The following is a 19,329-nucleotide window of genomic DNA, read 5'->3' on the forward strand; positions in this document are numbered from 1 at the left end:
AATTCTTCAGGCTTGTGCTTGGGCAGTTGGGCATAAGGGGTCATGGCTATCCGTGTTTTCAAAGGCAGGTCGCTATTTTAACCTTATTAAGACCAAGCTCTATGTTGATTATTTAGGAAAGATGTCTTTTGTCTATCATGACTTCTGACGGTTTTCTTAGTCCTGTACTTTCGCCATACCTAACCGGAACACGAAACAATGGGGTGTCCCGTAACTCACTGGTTATTGGAATGATGGTTACGGAGGGATGCTCAGAAAATAAATCTGATTGAATGATCAAGGCAGAACGCGGTTTGCCATAAGCGCCTTGTAACATAATCGTTACCAGATCACCGCGCCTCATTCCCACCCCTTGGTGTCAGCCGCAGCTTCCAGCCAGTTTGCCATGTCGGTTTCTTGTGGATCACCTTGCAGGGCAAGGGATTGACGGCGGCATTCATCAGCAAAGCCGGTACTCCGTGTATCTGGAACCCATATCTGCACAGGCCGTAGTCCGGCAGCTCGTAGTCCGGCCCGATGTTTTTGCACTCGATCAGCAGTTGTCTTGGTAGTCATAATTTTTCCATTGCGGTCATTACTTTTGCATTACATGTAACACAAAAACAAAAAAAGCATTTGAAAAATGGCAAACATGCTGTTGATTATTTTAAAACAAGCTGCATTCCCACGCAGTAAAATCCGCATTACAATTTGCCTTGATGATGCAATAGTTAGGGCATATAAAGCCAAGGCCGGTGGCCGTGGTTATCAAACCCTAATTAATGAGGCTTTACGCCGTGGCTTGGAAGCTGACAGTGTGAAGGTGGCCATTACGTGAGGTGATCCGTGAGGAATTGCACCTTGGCTGAAAGCGGGCAGGGTTATTTTCCCTGATCTTTTTTTCAGGACTTTTAATTGCCAGACTTTAATGGTTTTGCCTCGGCTATCTTCTTAAAATGGGGCGTGGATTTATAATCTCGAACTAAACGATTAAGTATTTCAATCTATACGACTGGATACGGATCCTTTTAAATTAAGTCTTTTATTTAAAACATCCATGCCAGCTTTATATGCCTCTTCATATATTTGGTATTCTTGCCCCGTTAAGTTAAATTTTTTGCTGAAGCTAGAAACATTCATATTAAGATATCCATTTTTATAGGTAAAGTATTCCTCTATGTCAATTTTTTCTTTTAACAGCAAGCCTAAAAAACTCGCTTCATGAATATATAAATTAAAAGATGATGAACCACACCAGAAAAATGGCCTTACCTTGTTTTCATAAGGACTTAGTTCTTGCTCAATGGCTTTTTCTGCCGCTTCATATGAGTCATAAAATATTCCCTCAATATTACCAATAATTTCGTATAGGCTATACGAATCCCATTTAAGGCGTTCAATAATTTCGATATTTAATTGCTTGTATTTATTTAACTTATCGTTTGTAAGATTATTTATATTGATTTTTTCTTCTATGTTTTTAGAAAGTTCGCAGTAATCATTAAAGAACTTTGAAAAGCTATAAGGAACATCGAATTCTTCAAGTTCTATATGTGCATCTTCTATTGCTCTCATGCCTTTAAAAATAGTAATAAATGATTTTAATTTTTCTGCATCCGGATTCATAATCAATAGCCCCTTATAATTTGTATTTCGACACACTGCAATTATATGTAGGAAATCACAGACCAGATGTTTATATTGGCAAATAAAAAACGGTGACGTTTTGTAAATATTCTTTCAGTTGGGTTGCACTGGCTTTATTCATTACGGCCTCCATAATTTATGGGTATTTGATGAAAGCAATTTCTTCTGATGTAAGGTAGGCCTACAATGCTACGCTGGCTCGTTTATTGAAATCTCCTTTAGCAATTCTCGAACAGAAATGCGGCGAGTTTGATGTGCCGCAAGAATTATGACGTGACCAAGATCGTATTCTTTATCCTTTGGAATATTAATTGAGTCTGCTGGACAATTAATGCAGCTTACAAGATTCCCAAAGATACCAACAACAATCAAAATTTGATCCTTTTGAAGACTTGTAATGAATGCAACAAAAGAATTATTAATATGTTTTGACAATGCTTCAAGAAGTGCATGTATCGACTCCTGACCTTGTTGCGGTGGAAATGACCAAGTCCAAATTTTAGACTTGAGTCGCTCAATCGCTTCTTGGTTATGATACTTGCCATATAAGTGCATCAAAGACCGAAGTTCATGTGCGGCGATACTGCTCCTAAATTCATCACCAAAGACAAAATATCCTGCGGCTAATCCAACTTTAGCAGCGAATCGCAAACGTAGGTATGGATAAAAAGGTATCGAAATTTTTAAACCATGTTGAAAAATTTCATCCGCTGAAACAATTGTCTTTAGTCTTGGATTGTATGGTTGAAGGAAGCCACTTGTATCAAATACGAAACTTGTAGGTCTTTTTCCAATTGATTTAGTTCGCGGTGCTTTTATTTCTGTTTGTCGGTGTCCTCGTGCATTATTTTTTCGTCTATCAACAGCTAAGAAGAAACAATGCGCTAGTTTTTCATCGATTTCTCTATTAACAAGTGAATTGAGTTCTTTTGATACCTGAAGGGTGAAATCGTTTTTTCCACCGAGCGTTAATGGAAATATATGCTCAGAATTTGTTTCTTCGTCAGCAACATCTTTATCTGAGTATATGCAATACATGGAGAATGATCTCTCTTTAAATTAAAAGATAAAAGGTACGAAGAATCGCTATCTTGCGGTTGAAACGCATTGCCGCGCTATTCAAGTCCCCCCCAAGACCATTTTGGTAACGATTCAAGCAATTTAATTTTTTCTGAGTTAAGTTTATTGATTTTATTACTTCTTCTTTGATTTGATACCCATGTGCCTAAATTGAAATGTTGATATTTCAATCCATCAGGAACTCTTGCATGACTATGTTCGGCAACATATTTTTTTAAATATTCAAATGCTTCTTTCCATTGATCTTCAATGACATCCCAAGACCATTGTGGTAATTCTTCAAGTAATTGAATTCTTATTAAATCAAGTTTGCCCTTTCTTTGTCTTTGGGTAGCTATCCAAGTGCCTAACTTAAAATCCTCATATTTAAATCTGAGTGGCACTCTTGCATGACCATGTTCAGCAACATATTTTTTTAAATATTCAAATCCGTCACTCCACTTGTCTTCTAGTAGATTCCACGACCATTGTGGCAACTCTTCAAGTAATTGAATTTTATTCAAATCAAGATTATCTTTTCTGAATTTTTGAACTCCTATCCATTGCCCTAAAGAAAAATTTTCATATTTTAATTCTTTAGGGACTCTTGCATGACCATTTTCAGCAACATATTTTTTTAAATATTCAATTCCTTCATTCCAATTGTCTTCTAATGGTGTCCAAGACCAATGAGGTAATCTTTCAAGCTGGGTAATTTGTTTAAGATTTAATTTACTTTTATTGCTTCTTAATCGTGACACCCATTTACCTAAGGGATAGTCATTATATTTTAATTGAGCAGATACTCTGGCATGACCGTGTTTTTCAGTATATTGTTTTAAATTTTTGAATCCTTCATTCCACCGTTCTTCGAGTGGATTCCAGGACCATTGCGGTAATTCTTCTAATAATGCAATCCTTTTTGAATCAAGCGTATCCTTTTTCATTCTTTGGCAATTTGCCCATGTACCTAAATTGAAATTTTGATAAATTAATTGAGTAAGAACTCCTGCATGACCATGTTCTTCAACATATTTTTTTAAATATTCAAAGCCTTCACTCCATTGTTCTTCAAAGACACTCCAAGACCATTTAGGCAAGTCCTCAAGTAACTGAATTCTTTTTAAATCAAGTTTATTCTTGCCAAGCCTTTGAGTTCCTATCCATCGTCCTAAATGATAGTTTTCATACTTAAACATGCGGGGCACTCTCGCATGCCCATATTCCTCAACATAATCCAACAACAACCCATACCAAAAATGCCAAGAAACAGTTGTCACCTCAACAATTCTTGTATTTAACGCAGCAATAAACTCATTGCCCACTGTGCGCGGCAAATCAATTGTAATTTTTGAAAAACCACCGCCAGAACCGCCATTATTTCTCCCTAACGACGTTCTAAAATTATCCAGTTCTTCGGCAAGCACTTCATCATGCGACTTTAAGGCATTTAAAACATCCCAAATCGGTTTGTACCTGCTCTTTTCCAATTCAGCTTGAGGATTATCACTGTCGTCAATAAACACAGGGATGACAATTACCCCGTGGCTTTTATTATCACTTTTCCGGATTGCCCGCCCCACCGCTTGAACAATATCGACCTGACTTTTGCGCGGATCAATAAAAGCAACGCCATCCAAAGCCGGAACATCAACCCCTTCTGACAGACACCGTGCATTAGCCAGTAAGCCTCTTTCTGCGCCGTAAAGCGTTTTCAACTGTTTAATTTTTGTGCTTCTTTTGCCGGCATTCATTTTGCCAGAGACATAATCAGTCACCATCACGCCTGAAGGTTTATGTTCCGCATCTACCCAATTGAGCACATTTAAGTAGCCGTTGGCAAATTCTTGTGCTCGCTTTACCCGGCCATGAAAACTAATGACTCGTTTTAAATCATGATCTCGCATCACTTTCATCAAGCCGATGTAAGCCGCAAAGGTTTGGGCATCGGCTTCAATACCCGTATCGGTTTGAAGAAATTCGCGCTGATCAATCCATGCTTTTATCATCGGGTTATCGACACCAACAATAATCACTTTGTATTCAGTTAAAATCTCTCGTTCAATAGCAGTACCGAAATTTAAACGATGCAGAACCCGTCCAAAAACCTGTTCATCATCCATGCAGGCAATTTCAACACCTCGTCCTTCGGCAGCAATTTTTACTGCGGTAGAAAAAACTCTCGGTGTAGCGGTCATAAATAATCTTTTTCGTGCCCTTATTTTTGCCTCATCCAATACGCAAGAAAAATCATTTGAGACCTTACCTGCACAACGATGAGCTTCATCGGCAAAAACGATATCAAAAACGGGAATGTCCGGATTTTCTTGGGCTTTGGCAATCTGGGGCGACGATTGATAGGTGGAGAAAATGACTTTATTACCTGAAGTCAGCAGAAATTGTTCAATCTCTTCATGACGGGTGGTGACAGGGAAACCAAGATCCAAGGTATTAGAAATTGCCTCATCTTCTTCTTTACTGACTGAGGCATCAGAACAAACACAAAGAAAACTGAATTCTTCATTTTTAGCAAAACACCACTCTCTAAGCGTCTGAGACAGTAAACCTAGCGAAGGCAAAAGTACCAAAGTGCTTTGGGATTTTAAAGCTTCTTTTATCCATAGCGAGGTGAAGGTTTTGCCTGTTCCGCAACACATAATGAGTTGACCTTTATCATCGGTCGCTAAGCATTGAACTACCTCATTAATGGCTTCTGTTTGGTGTGGTTCGGGTGTTGGTTTTTCGCGTTGTTTAACCTGAGTTAAATTTTCAGGATCAACAGGAAACACAATATTAGAATCCTCTAAATGCGCTAAAAGAACACAAACTATTGGTTTTTCTTGGGCTTTGATGACTTGTTCTGCACCAGCACCTAACTGGTTCGTAGTGGCAACCAGAATGCGTCCGGCTATTTCTTTACGATTGGATTCTGACAGAAATGAATCAATACCAGCTTTCGTTAAGGCATCATCAGGATGATAGCATTTAGACTGAACCGCCCAATGCGTGCCATCTTTGAATAAACAAACGAGGTCAATCCCTCTATCTCTAGCCCACTTTGCAGGATAATCGTTCCATAACCAGACTTTTTCAATTTTGGCTTTCCATTCTGGATCATTCTCCAAAAACCATTTAGTGATTCTTTCAAATTGCTCACCCTTTTTATTGTTGTCAGCAGAAAGTGAATTGAAAAGGTGATTGAAAGAATTCATAGAATAATGCGATGAGGATATTAAATTAAAGTGGTTGCCCTTGTAATCTTGTAATCTTGTAGGCTGGAATAAGCATGTTTGAGAGAGAATCAGGGAGGCAAGTATCGCATTATTTTAAACCAGTCCCACTTTATCATGCTTGATTGCAAGGCCTTACCTTAACCTCCGTTCTTATAATTTGCAATTAAGTTGTCTATGTTTAATCTTTCTTTACCCAATCAATCCATAATCAGGTTTGGCAAATTTTGTGCTTTTGTGTCAATATCCATCAAGTTTAATGAACGACCCAATTAGAGTTTTATTGTACCAATTGAGCAAACAATTTTTAGGTAATAACATGGCAAAAATTACTAACCTCTCACAATTGGATTTAAACGGCACCTATAGTTATGCCGATTATTTAACGTGGCAATTTGATGAAACTATTGAATTGATTAAAGGCAAAATTCAACTGATGTCGCCTGCGCCGAATGTGCGTCATCAAAGTATTGTGACTGAATTAGGCGGGCATCTATACTCGTACTTTCATAAAAAAACCTGTAAATTGTTTTACGCGCCGTTTGATGTGCGTTTATATAATCAAAGAAAATCTATTCTTACGAATCAAGAAATTGTCACGGTTGTGCAACCTGATTTGTGTGTCATTTGTGATATCGAAAAATTAGATATTCAGGGCTGCAACGGTGCGCCGGATTGGATTATTGAAATCTTGTCGAAAGGAAATTCCAAACGTGAAACCCAGGAAAAATATGCTTTATACCAGGAAAGCGGCGTAAAAGAATATTGGCTGGTTTATCCTTATGAGCAATCGGTACATCAATTTGTTTTAAACGCACAAACAGAAAAATATGAATTGATAGCCATGTTTTCAGCAGAAGATAATGCCAGTCCGGTGTTGTTTCCCGATTTGGTGATTGATTTGGCTGAGGTATTTGCGGAGTGATTTTTCAGCATAACAGGCTTTTTAATTTGAGCTGAAGCTTGATAATTAAAGTGTAGATTCGATTCCTGCGGCCTACTCACTAATAGTTATAATCCGGGGCGTAAAATTGTGGGATCCATGCCGGTAGTTATCATCAGTCGCTGGATTAGTTAATCACTATTGAATTGACTGCTGTTGCCGGAGAGGAAACTGTAAGGGGAATTTACTGGTTGCAAACCATAAAAGCATTAGCTGAAAAAGAGGGCTTTTTTGTATTGTATTTGCAGTAGGACAAGGGTTTTGGATAAGATGGGTCTTCTAAATTTTATTGTATGGAATTATTGATGAAGCAGATGTTGAAAGTGTTACCGATTTTATTCGCGCTATCCTTTTTTATACCGCATGTGGCAATGGCGCGAGATTATCCTACTATTGTCGGTGAAAAAGTGGCGACTGGTTTTGCCAATGCAATTACCGGAGTAGGCGAGATTCCTAAAACCATCATGGTAATGAGTAATGAGAAAGGACCGGTTTACGGAGCAACGGTAGGCTTTATGGTAGGTCTTGGGCACACTTTGGGACGCAGTTTGTGTGGTGCTTTGGATTTGGCGACTTTTATGATTCCCACCGAGTCAATAGTTAAGCCTAATTATATCTGGGATCATTTTGACAGGGAAACCAGTTACAGTTCAACTTTTAAAATGCGCTAATAACCAGCTCAATAAAGGTACATTCAGCAGCTAAAGCAAAAGCGCTTGTCTGCTGAATGTACATGCTGTCTTATCCAAATTATGCTTGTCGCTTTAACGGGCAATCAAACACAATGACTTGCTGTTTTAATTTCTGCCGTTAAATGCGCCCAGCAATTGCAACAAACTCAGGAACAAGTTGTAAATAGACACATATAAAGAAACCGTTGCCAGAATATAGTTGGTTTCACCACCGTTGACTATTTGGCTGGTTTGATAAAGGATCATACCTGACATCAGCAAAATAAACATGGCTGATACAGCCAGTGACAAGGCAGGGATAGCAAAAACGATTGCGCCAATACCCGCCAGAAAGGCGACCAGCACGCCAACCATCAAAAAACCGCCCATGTAACTAAAGTCTTTGCGTGTGGTTAATGCATAGCCTGAAAGCCCCATGAAAATAACGCCGGTGCCGCCTAAGGCCATCATGATAAGTTCGTGTCCATTGCTGAAAGCTTGAACATACATGGATAAAATAGGGCCCAGTGTTAAACCCATAAAACCGGTTAACGCGAAGACAAAAAGCAGACCTAATGCACTGTCGCTAAATTTTGCCGTTAAGAAGAATAAACCGTAAAAACCTACCAAGGTAACAATCATGCCAAAAGGTGGCAGATTGAGGTACATTGCGGCACCTGCGGTCATGGCACTGAAAATCAAGGTCATTGATAGCAGCATGTAAGTGTTTTTTAGAACTTTATTGCTTGCCAGAATGCTTGATTCCGGACGTGAAATAGCAGTATTTAATCGCATTTTAATTAGATTCCTTAAATAAATGATTAACAAAACAGGCTTTGTGTAAGTCGGGATAAACCATTAAGAGTTAATCCAAAGTTGCCACTCAAGTTAAAAGCCAACGGGCAAAGAGACACTTAGATTCTACAAGAGTTTCATTGTCTTTGTAAGAAAACTTAAAACAAGCACTTCGGTATTCTTGTTTGGCATCGCTTAAGAGACGGTGAAATTTTTGTCAAAAAATGGGTTAAAAGCATTATTCACCACGAAAGCACGAAGAACAATATTCACATTTTTTTAATTGCGGTCACGCAGATTACTACCAAAGTGGTGGTTTATTTTTGCCTCTTGCTTCCTGTTTAAACCTGGCAACAATGCAATCAGTGGTCGCGCCACGTATAATTTATCGTTTAATTACTAAAAAAAAAAGCAGAAACCATGACTAAACCCTCAGTAAATTTTTTAGACAAGGAATGCACTATTGCCGGTCCGGGCTTCAATCGCTGGTTAGTCCCGCCAGCGGCGTTGGCCATTCATTTGTGTATTGGTATGGCTTATGGCTTTTCAGTTTTTTGGTTGCCGCTTTCTAAAGCTCTCGGTATCAAAGACAGTATTGCCTGTGGTGCTGATGTCGGTTTTTTTCAGGAATTGTTTGTTAGCCATTGTGACTGGAATATCTCTACGCTGGGTTGGATGTACACGTTATTTTTTGTGTTTTTGGGTTCATCTGCATCACTTTGGGGGGGATGGTTGGAGCATGTTGGCCCACGTAAAGCGGCAGTAATCAGTGCCTTATGTTGGTGTGGCGGTATGTTGCTGTCGGCGTTAGGTATTTATTTACATCAGTTTTGGATAATGCTGCTCGGTTCAGGCGTCATTGGCGGCATCGGTTTGGGGCTGGGTTATATTTCTCCGGTATCTACACTAATTAAATGGTTTCCTGATCGCCGTGGCATGGCAACCGGCATGGCCATTATGGGCTTTGGCGGTGGCGCAATGATCGGTTCACCGCTGGCAACGGCATTGATGAATCATTTTGCAACACCAACTGATGTGGGTGTTATGCAAACTTTTATGGTTATGGCGGTTATCTACTTCGTTTTTATGATAACTGGTGCCTTGAGTTATCGTATTCCTGCTTCCGGTTGGAAACCATTGGGCTGGACGCCTCGCATCGCCAAAAAGAACAATGGCATGATTACGCCGCATCATGTGCATGTCAAAAACATTTACAAGATTAAACAGTTTTGGTTGCTCTGGGCTGCTTTGTGCATGAACGTTAGTGCCGGTATTGGCGTGATCGGTATGTCATCGCCCATGTTGCAAGAGGTTTTCGGCGGTCAATTAATTGCCGTTGCCAAGACCTACAGTGAACTGGATAAAATCGAACTGGCTGCGATTGCCGGTATTGCTGCCGGTTTTACTGCACTGTTGAGTTTGTTCAATATCGGTGGCCGGTTTTTTTGGGCAACTTTGTCAGACTTTTTCGGCCGTAAACTGACCTTCATTATTTTTTTCGTGCTGGGCGGTTTGTTGTATATCAGCATTCCTGGCAGTGCCGATGCTGGTAACAAGCTGCTTTTTGTCGCTGCATTCTGCGTTATTTTAAGTATGTATGGTGGTGGTTTTTCGACGGCTCCCGCTTATCTGGCGGATTTATTTGGTACGCAAATGGTTGGGGCCATTCATGGTCGTTTATTGACTGCCTGGGCAACAGCGGGGATTTTGGGACCGGTGATAGTTAATTATATGCGTGATTATCAATTGAGTTTGGGTTTGCCTCGTGAGCAGGTTTACAACCAAACCATGATGATCTTGGCCGGATTGTTGCTTTTAGGCTTGCTGTGTAATTTATTGATTCGACCTGTGGCCGATAAGTGGTTTATGACCGCTAAGGAACTGGCCGAAGAAAAATGCCATGCCCGTGAAATAATAGCGGAGGAAGATGGGCATTTAATAGCGGATAAAGAGCAGGGCAGGGAGGTTATTAAACCAACGCCACTGGCAATAGTCTGGTTAGCCTGGATAGTCGTTGTTATCCCATTATCATGGGGAATTTACAAAACCCTGATTAATGCCGCGAAGTTTTTTTGATGTAACATCTTGGTGGGTGGCAAGGTACAAGGCGAAAGATACCGGTGTGTATTTTTTAACCTTGTGCTTTTGTCATCAATCAATAATCGCTTTGTCCACATTTTTGGCAGAACTCAAACCTTTTAACTTCGATTTATCCTTAACACCGGCAAATTTGGTGCCCGCCAGATCCGCTCCTGCAAAATTGGTGTCTTCAAGCGACGTACCTGTTAAATCAGCGCCTGACAAATTAGCACCTGAAAAATCTGCGCCGGAAAGGTCAACGCCAAAAAGTACGGTATTTTGTAGATTAGCGCCGGAAAAATTGGCAAAGCGCATCAAGGCACGGTCAAAATTGGCATTGGAAAGATTGGCTCCCGAGAAATTGACATTATTCAGGCTTGCCCGCATCAAACCCATCGACTGGTTTTTCATATCCGCTCCCCAGTTGGCATGTGCGAGATTGGCATGAGACAGGTTGGCTCGATCCATTATGCCAATAAAGCGGCTATTACTTAAATTGGCATTACTCAAATTTGCACCGCCGACATGCACTGCAAAAATACTGGTATTGGATAGATTGGCATTGGAAAAATCAACTTTCGATAGTACCGATAAATCCAGATTAACACCGGATAAATCACTATTGCTGAAATTGGCACGGCGTAAATCCGAACCCCATAAATCCGCAGCTTTAAAGTCGAGGCCCGATAAATCAAGGCTGGTTAAATCCTTTCTACGTAAGTCGGCGAGATGCGCTTTATTTGCTTTGGCGAGACGATGTTCTACGGTTGACCGATCCAGGTCGGCTGCAGACGCCGACATACAAAACAACGCTGTCAACAGCCCTGTCCAGTGAAAATGAGTTTTCATATAGTTGCCTTTAAGTCGGTCAATAAAATTGTTCAGTAATAACAAACTGGCTGTTAGCTTAAACAATCGATGATTTAATCATTCTTTCTTAAGCCAAGTCGGAAGGGCTGTTGCAAGCCGCTTTATTTTTAACTGCCCTGCTTTTCAGCGGGTAGTTAAAAATAAGAACCCAAACTTTAGCGTTATTTATAGTGTATTGCAATGTTGTCGTAGGCAGTATGGCTATTTGCAAAAAGCTTGCTATATTAATCCAATGCTTCGGACAATTTTGCTTTGCTTAACATCAACTATCGACTTTCAGAAATTAAATTTCCAATCCACGTCACTGTAAACTTGGACAGAGAAATTTATCTGAAAATGTTTATCGTAATGTGCATTATGAATTAACTTCCACTATGTTCTTTAACGCACAGACCAGGTTCGGTCTCGTGTGTAAAATCTGCAACCAGTGATCAGAAATAGTATTTGGTATTTCACTGATGATTAACTCATCAGGAAATTTTTATGAACAATACTTCGGACAGTTTTGATTATTGGTACTTCACGAATAGTAAGACTTGTGTCGGTTTGTGGAGGGAATAAATCAAATTTATGCAGAATTGCATTTAATGTTAATTAATTGAAAATTAACGACTTATTTGTTGGCACCGTTATTGAATTTTTGAGATGATTTATTAAAGAACATATTATTTTAATAACTTAAAATTGTCCGAAGTATTGTTAACCACGAATGAAAAAATAAATTTAATAAAACTACGGGTTGTTCCGGGTTTTTTATCTGCTCTTGGCAAAGGTCTTGTCGAAGGATAATTGTCAGGAATTTGGTTTTTATTAGTTAAATTAGTTTAAAGTTAGTTAGTATAAAAATTGTAGTTTATGTGATTTTATAACTGCATAAAATTTATAATGCCTGCAATATAATATCATTTGAGCTAGACTCCATATCAAATGCATTAAATTATAGTGAATCAATATACCAATTTCATCCGTAGCAAAATCTGCAAATTCTCTCTTACTAATATTAAATAATTCATAATTTATGACAACACAATTACATACACAAATGCCGATTAAGATTGGCCCTTACCATTTACCCAATCGTATGGTGATGGCTCCTTTGACCAGGCAACGTGCGCCTGAGAATAGTCCTACTGATTTGATGATCACTTATTATGAGCAACGAGCCAGTGCGGGTTTAATTATTACCGAAGCAACACAAATATCCACACAAGGTGTTGGTTATCCGGCAACCCCGGGTATTTATAATGAGCAGCAGGTCGCAGGTTGGAAGAAAATAACCGAAGCTGTCCATGCAAAAAATGGCCATATTTTTTTACAACTTTGGCATGTTGGCCGTATTTCTCATCCCGATTTTCATAACGGCAAATTACCGGTTGCGCCCTCAGCAATAAAACCAAAAGGTGAAGCCGTTACGCCAAGCGGCATGAAGCCTTTTGTAACCCCACGCGCATTAGAAACCGATGAAATTCAAGGTATTGTGGAAACTTATCGACAAGCGGCAATCAATGCTCTGGCTGCGGGTTTTGATGGCGTTGAAATACATAGCGCCAACGGTTACTTACTGGATGAATTTTTGCGTGAAGGTACTAACAAGCGTATTGACTGTTATGGAGGAACGTTTGAAAACAGGGCCCGGTTTTTGCTTGAAGTAACGGAAGCGGTAGTCGCTGTTTGGGGTGCTGATCGTGTGGGTATTCGCCTGTCACCGAGCGGTACAATGAATGATATGAATGATGCCGATCCGGAAACATTTTTTGTTTATTTATTGGGTCAATTAAATAGTTTTGGTTTGGCTTATCTTCATGTGGTTGATGCTCTGGAAGGTGATATCAGGCATGGCGCCAACGTTATCAATCTTGATGTTTTGCGTAAAGCGTATAACGGAACCTTGATAGTCTGTGGGGGCTATGACCGTGCGCGTGCTGAAAATGCTATCGCCGAAAGCAAAGCCGACGCCGTTGCTTTTGGACAATTATATATAGCCAATCCTGATTTGGTCGAAAGATTTAAGGTAAATGCACCGTTAAACGAACCTGATGCGGCTACCTTTTATGGTGGCAACGAAAAAGGTTATACCGATTATCCGGCATTGGCTGATTAAAATTGACGGGGCAGGTCAATACTTGCCTGTCCATTCTATTTTCGATGATGTTGTGGGCAAAAAATTTGTCCACAATATCGGCTTTTCATGAGCCAAACTAGCTTGCTTCATTGATTTTTCTTAAGCTAAGCCGTTATTTGTACCAACAAATAAATGGTTAGATCTCACATTGTCATAAAGACAACGCTATTATTCTATATAATGTACTGGTAACCCCCCTCTATTTGTCATCTACAGAAATTCTAAAATGCCTTTATTACGTTTATCGAACATCTCCATAGCTTATGGAACCCACGCTTTATTAAAAAATGCCGATTTTCAGCTTGATGCTGGCGAAAGAGTTGGTTTGTTAGGCCGTAATGGCGAAGGTAAATCAACCTTAATGAAGATTATCGCCGGAAATGTGCTTCCTGATCATGGCGATATTTGGCGACAACCTGAATTAAGACTTGCATGGTTGGAGCAATCGCCTGACCTGCCGGATGATGCAACCATTTATGACGCCGTTGCCGGTGGCTTGGGTGAGTTGGGAGAATGGCTTACCCGTTATCATGCCCTGACTTTGTCCATGGATTATGATGATGATAAAGCGTTAAACGAAATGGGCGATTTACAGCATAAGCTGGAATCGCATAATGGCTGGCATTTTCAACAACGTGTTGAAACGACCTTAAACAAGCTTGATTTACCCGGCGAATTAAAAATTAGTGACTTATCCGGTGGTTGGAAACGTCGCGTAGCGTTGGCAAGAGCCTTGGTGATAGAGCCCGAAGTATTGCTGCTGGATGAGCCTACCAACCATCTGGATTTTGAAAGTATTAACTGGCTGGAAGAGCAAATGCTTAACTTTCAGGGTGCGGTTTTATTTGTCACCCATGACCGGTCATTTTTGCAAAAACTGGCGACCCGAATTGTGGATTTGGATCGTGGTAATCTGGTGTCATGGGCTGGTAATTATGATGATTACTTAACCCGTAAAGCCGCCGCTCTTGAAGATGAAGCCAATCAAAATGCTGAATTTGACAAGAAACTGGCCGATGAAGAAGTCTGGATCAGACAAGGTGTAAAAGCCCGACGTACCCGTAATGAAGGCCGTGTCAGAGCTTTGGAAAAATTGCGTAATGAACGCGCCCAGCGTCGTCTTCAGCAAGGTACCGCCAGATTGGCTTTGGAAAAAGGCGATGCGTCCGGCAAAAGAGTTATTGAAGTTAAGGATATCAGTTTTGGTTATGGCGAAAGGCAAATTATCAAGAATTTTTCAACACTGATTCAACGTGGCGATAAAATTGGCTTGATTGGTGCCAACGGTGCAGGTAAATCAACCTTGTTAAAAATACTGCTGCAACAACTGGTACCTGATAGCGGTACGGTAGAGCAGGGCACAAAGCTTGAAATCGCCTACTTTGACCAATTACGCGATCAACTGGATCCTAATTTAACCGTTGCCGACACCGTGGCTGATGGTAATGACTTTGTCGAAATAGCGGGTAATAAACGCCATGTTATGTCTTACTTGGGTGATTTTTTGTTCGCACCTGCAAGAGCGCGTTCGCCAGTAAAAAGCTTGTCAGGTGGTGAAAAAAATCGTCTGTTGTTGGCGCGATTATTTACCCGACCTGCCAATCTTATCGTCATGGATGAGCCAACCAATGATCTGGATTTGGAAACCCTGGAATTATTGGAAGAAAAATTGGTAAATTACGATGGTACCTTATTACTGGTAAGCCATGATCGGGCGTTTTTAGACAACGTAGTAACCAGCGTTTATGTTCTTAATGGTTCAGGTGATGTTGATGAATTTGTTGGTGGTTACACGGACTGGAACGCCCATGTGACACAAGAAAAACAGAATAAACCTGCTGTGGTAGCAAAAAAGCCGGTAGCAGTATCGAACCAGGAAAAACCAGTTGCCGCAAAAAAGAAAAAATTAAGCTTTAAAGAGCAGCAAGAGCTTGATAAATTGCCGCAAATGATTGATGAGCTGGAAGCTAAACAATCGGCATTAAACCTGCAAATCAGTTCATCCGCTTTTTATAAAAAAGATGCCTTGGCCATTGCCAAGACGTTGGATGAATTAAAAGTAACAGAAGCCAAATTGGAGCAAGTTTTTGCCCGTTGGAATGAGTTGGAAGGACTGACCGAAGAAGATGCCGGCTAAAAGTCATTGCAACAAAGCTGAAACTAGTTTATCCTTGTCGGTTCCCATAGCCTCTATGGGAAGATAAGTAGGAGAGATGGCCGAGTGGTCGAAGGCGCACGCCTGGAAAGTGTGTATACGGCAACGTATCGAGGGTTCGAACCCCTCTCTCTCCACCAATATTTTGGGGTGTTAGCTCAGTTGGTAGAGCAGTGGACTCTTAATCCATAGGTCCGGGGTTCGAACCCCCGACACCCCACCAATAAAATCAAGCCTTGTAGCGTTTCTTCGTTACAAGGCTTTTTATTTGCGGTGCCTTTTACGGTGCCTCTGTAAAAAACATCGGCTTTTGATATTCTATTCATTGCTTATAAAAAATTTAATATCTTGCCCTTTTCTATCCGCATTTAAAGCAGCGTGGCATATTTTTTGACATTTCTTTAGCCCATATAATATAAAAAAGTTGCGTCATCTTCTACTGTTATTTCTGCATCTAATTTATCGCTAAGAATATTAAGCCCTTCTTGTTCTAAAATCGCCGTAGGGCATTTTAATCTTTTTATATCTGTAGTTTTTTACTCCGTACCATCTAAAAAATTATTAATCTGATCTAATCTCCATCGCATTGGCCGTTCAATTGCTGGTTTAACAAACTTTCCGGCCTTTCTCATTTTGTAAAACCAGGTGCGACTGACATTAAGCATTGCAACTACCTCATCCAGTTTTAGATATTTATGCTCTATCATGTTGGCAAAACCTTTTGTTATTAATATATTCACATAATGTTTTTTGCTTCTGCAATGACAGCATCTTCAGCATAGCAATAATTATTTTTTGTGGTATTTTTGCTTTTTTCATAATTACCTCAAAAGTGCTTGATTGAGTGGATAGTCGTTTTTGTTAGTTAGATAGTTTTTGGATTAGCGAGAATCGCCAAAATTTCCGGGCCGATATCACCTATTAGCCTGGCTTTGGCGCGTGTTTTTACAGAGTCTTTTAATTTGTCTTCATATAGATTTGGCATAGATTAATGGTATCGATAAAATAATTCGACTCAGATTATACTATATATCGAGATAAATAAAATATTAAAATAATATATAATGAGAATTTATTTAATGCGCTATATTGTTTTCTGGCCTTCGTGGATTTATTTCGTTTTCTGCTATTCCTGTGGGGCTTGCTACCCGCTATGGTCTCGAATGATTTACTGTCCAGGTGTATTTCTTTGAGAAGTCCGGCTAAAGGTTTATCCAGCGCATCTGCAATTCGTTCTATAATCTGTAAAGACGGATTACCTTTGCCGTTGAATAAATTTAAAATAAATGATGTGGATACCCCTGATATTTTTGAGAGTTGTTCTTTTATGGCCCTTCATTCTTACCAAATATTCGAATGATACTGGGTAGGAATATGGTAGCTATAAATTAGCTAGTTATTGCCCGAGAAATTAAGCAGCTAAATTTTTTGGTAGTTTTTCCGGGGATTCAATTGATGCTATGAATTTAATGTACGATACTGTTTATTAAAAAATATTCGTTATATCGAATATAAATTAATTGTGATTGCTCTATTCGAAAGTGAGGCAAGGGACGATCTTTTCTGCTCCTCTATTAATATGTATTCAATCGTGGATTATCCCTATCGGAATAATTAAGGCATAGTAATTGAATTATTACAGCGTTGTTATACGGTTGCTTAGTTTATGTGACAGAAAAACGGCCTAACGGTGTTTTTATTACAAATTCTGTGTTAATCACCTTATTTATCATCCAAAACCATAGATATAGGCAAGCCTTGTCAATAACCAAAGAAGGGTTAGATGTAGAGGGTAGAAATAATAAAATAGCCACTGATAACGGGGCACCGGAATATTGACGGTGGTACTGGCGATTAAAATAGGTAGGGCAGCGAAAGCCCAATAATTGCCGTTAATAATACGCAGTAATAGCAGGGCTACCACAGCTATTATCAAGGGAGTGATTTGCGGTGTTTTACAGTACCACCATAGTGCGATTCCAAGCGCTACAGCAGGCCACCAGAATTCTACTGATGAACCTCCGATAATAAATACAGCGCAAGCGATGAGATAACCCCGGATCGTCTGTTGCTCAAGGCAATAAATAATGGCCGTCATTGCCAGTAAAGCAAACAAAATATTTAACGGCCACCATCCCGCTAGCAAGCCACCCAAGGCGATGAAGGGCGGTGTTGCCAATAGCCCAAATAGTGCCAAGCGTTTCATGGTTCGGCCATGTGTGCCGCGCTTATACGCGTCTGGCCGCGCCAGATTATAAGCCAGTACAAAAATAAAGAGTGGCATGGCTACACGACCGCAGTTAAATAACGTGTGCGATGCATCGTGTAGCAGGTATTTATTAATATGATCACCTACCATGAGCAGCAGAGCCAGCCATTTAATGGCTTCAAGCGTGCCATCCGATACTACTACGCGTGGGCATTGCATAGTCATCTGTACTGACTGCTAACGGTGATACTACGAGGAACATAGGCTTTTTTGAAAGCCTGTACTACGTTGGTTACTTTACTTGCCTGTTTAGTTTCTGGCTTTATCGTGTAGGTATTGATCGTTGCATTATTGAGCTGCATGAATTTATCTAACCAGTTAGCCCAGCGGTTGGCTTTGACCATCAGATCAGCGCGATATAGCTGATTGAAGTAAGGTGTCCGGGAGTGATAATTTGCCGCTCGCGTCCATATATCACCGGGATCTTTGGTTAAATGCCCATGAATGCGCCATGCGGCCAGATCATAAGCGTAACAACCGGCACTGGCTACATCCTCTGGTGAGATGCCGTACTTCTGGAGTGTTTTGAGGTAAGTGGTATTAAATTGCATGGCCCCAACGTCGTGGGTACCGTTGGTATTTTTTACCCAAACACCGGGCTTGCCATTTTCTTTTTCGGCTACTGCAAGCAGAATATTTGCTGGAACAGCGTATTTTTCAGCCGCTGTGATCGAGCAAACTATCCGCTCTTGTTGATGGTGTGACGGTGGTAAGTCTGGCATTGCCGCCATGTCGCCTCCTTATTTTTAAATTCGATAAATTAATCGTTTTCTCAAGTGCCCAATTTTTTGATAGGATTTTCCGAAAATTTTTCTGATTTTCATGACTATATTTTCAGATGTCCTCGTTTTTTAAATTTCCGCTAGCCATCACGAAATGCGGCGATTTCATCTGCCCTTGAATCGCCTGTGCCGGTTGTTTCACCAGACAGACTATTGTTATCGAAGGTTTGGCTTGAGGCTTTGTTATTGTGCGTTTGCGTTTCTGTGGACTGATTGATAGCTGAGGCGACTTGCCCGCCAACGGTTTGATTTATTCGTGATTGTATTTTTTCGCCCAAAACCTGTGTGATTCCCGATGCCAAGTGTGCGGCAGTACTGCTGGATTGTCTGCCCTGGTTTGTCGTACCCGATGAGTTGCTGAAAAAGTTATTACTCGCCAAGCTATCGCCCATTGCTGCTGCAAGTGGGCTTGATGCGGACGATGAGGAGCTAGAGGTGTTACTATCTAATGCGCCACTGACTATGCCGCCCATCCTCGAAACAAGGTCAGAGGTGCTTGATGAGTTTTGTGATGCCTGTTTCGCGGCTGCCATCACCGCCTGAGCGCCACCCGCTATATTTGCGGCACCGGCGACAGCCGTGCTGCCAGCCATTGCCGCGGCCGCTCCCGCTACTCCGGCAGCGGCTATGGCCGAACCCGCACATGTCCCTTATACCCATCTCCGACCCCACGAGACCCCACGCTAACCCGTATTCCGGTCTCTGCCTTAAAAAAAAAACCAGACACA

Annotated in this window: 18 protein-coding genes and 2 tRNA genes; 8 read left to right on the forward strand and 12 right to left on the reverse strand. The window is 40.6% G+C overall.

Annotated features, from left to right (window positions below; translation table 11 throughout):
• Positions 1-112 precede the first annotated feature (112 nt).
• Positions 113-343, reverse strand: coding sequence for a type II toxin-antitoxin system PemK/MazF family toxin (locus N7974_RS17940; RefSeq protein WP_262966931.1), 231 nt, complete (start codon positions 341-343; stop codon positions 113-115).
• Positions 340-555 (reverse strand): antitoxin MazE family protein, encoded by a 216-nt coding sequence (locus N7974_RS17945; RefSeq protein WP_262966932.1) that lies wholly within the window; start codon positions 553-555, stop codon positions 340-342. The genes N7974_RS17940 and N7974_RS17945 overlap by 4 nt, the downstream gene beginning before the upstream one ends.
• A gap of 67 nt (positions 556-622) precedes the next feature.
• On the opposite strand from N7974_RS17945, the gene N7974_RS17950 reads away from it, so the two are divergent.
• The gene (locus N7974_RS17950) at positions 623-817 is read left to right on the forward strand and encodes a BrnA antitoxin family protein (RefSeq protein ID WP_262966933.1); all 195 of its coding nucleotides are present in this window, start codon (positions 623-625) and stop codon (positions 815-817) included.
• 161 nt (positions 818-978) lie between these two features.
• Here the strand turns inward: N7974_RS17950 and N7974_RS17955 are convergent, their stop codons facing one another.
• The 3 genes from N7974_RS17955 to N7974_RS17965 form a co-directional block, all read right to left on the reverse strand.
• Positions 979-1,605, reverse strand: coding sequence for a hypothetical protein (locus N7974_RS17955; RefSeq protein WP_262966934.1), 627 nt, complete (start codon positions 1,603-1,605; stop codon positions 979-981).
• 210 nt (positions 1,606-1,815) lie between these two features.
• Entirely contained in the window at positions 1,816-2,664 is an 849-nt protein-coding gene (locus tag N7974_RS17960; RefSeq protein WP_262966935.1) for an HNH endonuclease, read from the reverse strand.
• A 77-nt stretch (positions 2,665-2,741) separates the two neighbouring features.
• Complete coding sequence (locus tag N7974_RS17965; RefSeq protein WP_262966936.1) at positions 2,742-5,897, reverse strand: DEAD/DEAH box helicase; 3,156 nt, start codon at positions 5,895-5,897, stop codon at positions 2,742-2,744.
• 337 nt (positions 5,898-6,234) lie between these two features.
• Here N7974_RS17965 and N7974_RS17970 point away from each other — a divergent pair, with 337 nt between their 5' ends.
• Both N7974_RS17970 and N7974_RS17975 read left to right on the forward strand, forming a co-directional pair.
• The gene (locus tag N7974_RS17970) at positions 6,235-6,840 is read left to right on the forward strand and encodes a Uma2 family endonuclease (protein WP_262966937.1); all 606 of its coding nucleotides are present in this window, start codon (positions 6,235-6,237) and stop codon (positions 6,838-6,840) included.
• 323 nt (positions 6,841-7,163) lie between these two features.
• A complete protein-coding gene (locus N7974_RS17975) occupies positions 7,164-7,529 on the forward strand; it encodes an exosortase system-associated protein, TIGR04073 family (protein WP_262966938.1) in 366 nt (121 codons plus the stop codon).
• Positions 7,530-7,655: 126 nt separating this feature from the next.
• Here the strand turns inward: N7974_RS17975 and N7974_RS17980 are convergent, their stop codons facing one another.
• Positions 7,656-8,324: a Bax inhibitor-1/YccA family protein gene (locus N7974_RS17980; protein WP_262966939.1), complete on the reverse strand. Its 669-nt coding sequence runs from the start codon at positions 8,322-8,324 to the stop codon at positions 7,656-7,658.
• A 420-nt stretch (positions 8,325-8,744) separates the two neighbouring features.
• Between N7974_RS17980 and N7974_RS17985 the strand changes: the two genes are divergently transcribed.
• Positions 8,745-10,400, forward strand: a complete 1,656-nt coding sequence (locus N7974_RS17985; protein ID WP_262966940.1) for an OFA family MFS transporter — start codon at positions 8,745-8,747, stop codon at positions 10,398-10,400.
• A gap of 75 nt (positions 10,401-10,475) precedes the next feature.
• Here N7974_RS17985 and N7974_RS17990 read toward each other — a convergent pair whose 3' ends face one another.
• On the reverse strand, positions 10,476-11,252 hold the full coding sequence (locus N7974_RS17990) for a pentapeptide repeat-containing protein (RefSeq protein ID WP_262966941.1): 777 nt from the start codon (positions 11,250-11,252) through the stop codon (positions 10,476-10,478).
• A 1,039-nt stretch (positions 11,253-12,291) separates the two neighbouring features.
• Here N7974_RS17990 and N7974_RS17995 point away from each other — a divergent pair.
• The 4 genes from N7974_RS17995 to N7974_RS18010 all read left to right on the forward strand — a co-directional run bounded on the left by N7974_RS17995 (position 12,292) and on the right by N7974_RS18010 (position 15,773).
• Positions 12,292-13,374: an alkene reductase gene (locus N7974_RS17995; protein WP_262966942.1), complete on the forward strand. Its 1,083-nt coding sequence runs from the start codon at positions 12,292-12,294 to the stop codon at positions 13,372-13,374.
• Between the two features lie 247 nt (positions 13,375-13,621).
• Positions 13,622-15,532: an ATP-binding cassette domain-containing protein gene (locus N7974_RS18000; protein WP_262966943.1), complete on the forward strand. Its 1,911-nt coding sequence runs from the start codon at positions 13,622-13,624 to the stop codon at positions 15,530-15,532.
• A gap of 70 nt (positions 15,533-15,602) precedes the next feature.
• Positions 15,603-15,690: transfer RNA gene (locus N7974_RS18005), tRNA-Ser, on the forward strand.
• 7 nt (positions 15,691-15,697) lie between these two features.
• Positions 15,698-15,773 (forward strand) — tRNA-Lys (locus N7974_RS18010).
• Between the two features lie 313 nt (positions 15,774-16,086).
• Here the strand turns inward: N7974_RS18010 and N7974_RS18015 are convergent.
• The 5 genes from N7974_RS18015 to N7974_RS18030 form a co-directional block, all read right to left on the reverse strand.
• Positions 16,087-16,257, reverse strand: coding sequence for a helix-turn-helix transcriptional regulator (locus tag N7974_RS18015; protein WP_262966944.1), 171 nt, complete (start codon positions 16,255-16,257; stop codon positions 16,087-16,089).
• Positions 16,258-16,570: 313 nt separating this feature from the next.
• A complete protein-coding gene (locus N7974_RS20820) occupies positions 16,571-16,879 on the reverse strand; it encodes a helix-turn-helix domain-containing protein (RefSeq protein WP_394813130.1) in 309 nt (102 codons plus the stop codon).
• Between the two features lie 400 nt (positions 16,880-17,279).
• A complete protein-coding gene (locus N7974_RS18020) occupies positions 17,280-17,984 on the reverse strand; it encodes a TraX family protein (protein WP_262966945.1) in 705 nt (234 codons plus the stop codon).
• Positions 17,981-18,550, reverse strand: coding sequence for a transglycosylase SLT domain-containing protein (locus N7974_RS18025; RefSeq protein ID WP_262966946.1), 570 nt, complete (start codon positions 18,548-18,550; stop codon positions 17,981-17,983). The genes N7974_RS18020 and N7974_RS18025 overlap by 4 nt, the downstream gene beginning before the upstream one ends.
• Before the next feature lie 131 nt (positions 18,551-18,681).
• Positions 18,682-19,194, reverse strand: a complete 513-nt coding sequence (locus tag N7974_RS18030) for a hypothetical protein (RefSeq protein ID WP_262966947.1) — start codon at positions 19,192-19,194, stop codon at positions 18,682-18,684.
• Positions 19,195-19,329: the final 135 nt, after the last annotated feature.

Source organism: Methylobacter psychrophilus, assembly GCF_025583945.1.
Lineage (GTDB): Bacteria > Pseudomonadota > Gammaproteobacteria > Methylococcales > Methylomonadaceae > Methylobacter_C > Methylobacter_C psychrophilus.

Coding starts and splice junctions, on each gene's coding strand:
- N7974_RS17945 (WP_262966932.1), bottom strand. CDS start 555: ATGACTACCAAGACAACTGCTGATCGAGTGCAAAAACATCGGGCCGGA.
- N7974_RS18030 (WP_262966947.1), bottom strand. CDS start 19,194: ATGGCTGGCAGCACGGCTGTCGCCGGTGCCGCAAATATAGCGGGTGGC.
- N7974_RS17950 (WP_262966933.1), top strand. CDS start 623: ATGGCAAACATGCTGTTGATTATTTTAAAACAAGCTGCATTCCCACGC.
- N7974_RS17940 (WP_262966931.1), bottom strand. CDS start 343: ATGAGGCGCGGTGATCTGGTAACGATTATGTTACAAGGCGCTTATGGC.
- N7974_RS17985 (WP_262966940.1), top strand. CDS start 8,745: ATGACTAAACCCTCAGTAAATTTTTTAGACAAGGAATGCACTATTGCC.
- N7974_RS18025 (WP_262966946.1), bottom strand. CDS start 18,550: ATGGCGGCAATGCCAGACTTACCACCGTCACACCATCAACAAGAGCGG.
- N7974_RS17960 (WP_262966935.1), bottom strand. CDS start 2,664: ATGTATTGCATATACTCAGATAAAGATGTTGCTGACGAAGAAACAAAT.
- N7974_RS18000 (WP_262966943.1), top strand. CDS start 13,622: ATGCCTTTATTACGTTTATCGAACATCTCCATAGCTTATGGAACCCAC.
- N7974_RS17990 (WP_262966941.1), bottom strand. CDS start 11,252: ATGAAAACTCATTTTCACTGGACAGGGCTGTTGACAGCGTTGTTTTGT.
- N7974_RS17965 (WP_262966936.1), bottom strand. CDS start 5,897: ATGAATTCTTTCAATCACCTTTTCAATTCACTTTCTGCTGACAACAAT.
- N7974_RS18020 (WP_262966945.1), bottom strand. CDS start 17,984: ATGACTATGCAATGCCCACGCGTAGTAGTATCGGATGGCACGCTTGAA.
- N7974_RS17955 (WP_262966934.1), bottom strand. CDS start 1,605: ATGAATCCGGATGCAGAAAAATTAAAATCATTTATTACTATTTTTAAA.
- N7974_RS17980 (WP_262966939.1), bottom strand. CDS start 8,324: ATGCGATTAAATACTGCTATTTCACGTCCGGAATCAAGCATTCTGGCA.
- N7974_RS17970 (WP_262966937.1), top strand. CDS start 6,235: ATGGCAAAAATTACTAACCTCTCACAATTGGATTTAAACGGCACCTAT.
- N7974_RS17975 (WP_262966938.1), top strand. CDS start 7,164: ATGAAGCAGATGTTGAAAGTGTTACCGATTTTATTCGCGCTATCCTTT.
- N7974_RS17995 (WP_262966942.1), top strand. CDS start 12,292: ATGACAACACAATTACATACACAAATGCCGATTAAGATTGGCCCTTAC.
- N7974_RS18015 (WP_262966944.1), bottom strand. CDS start 16,257: ATGATAGAGCATAAATATCTAAAACTGGATGAGGTAGTTGCAATGCTT.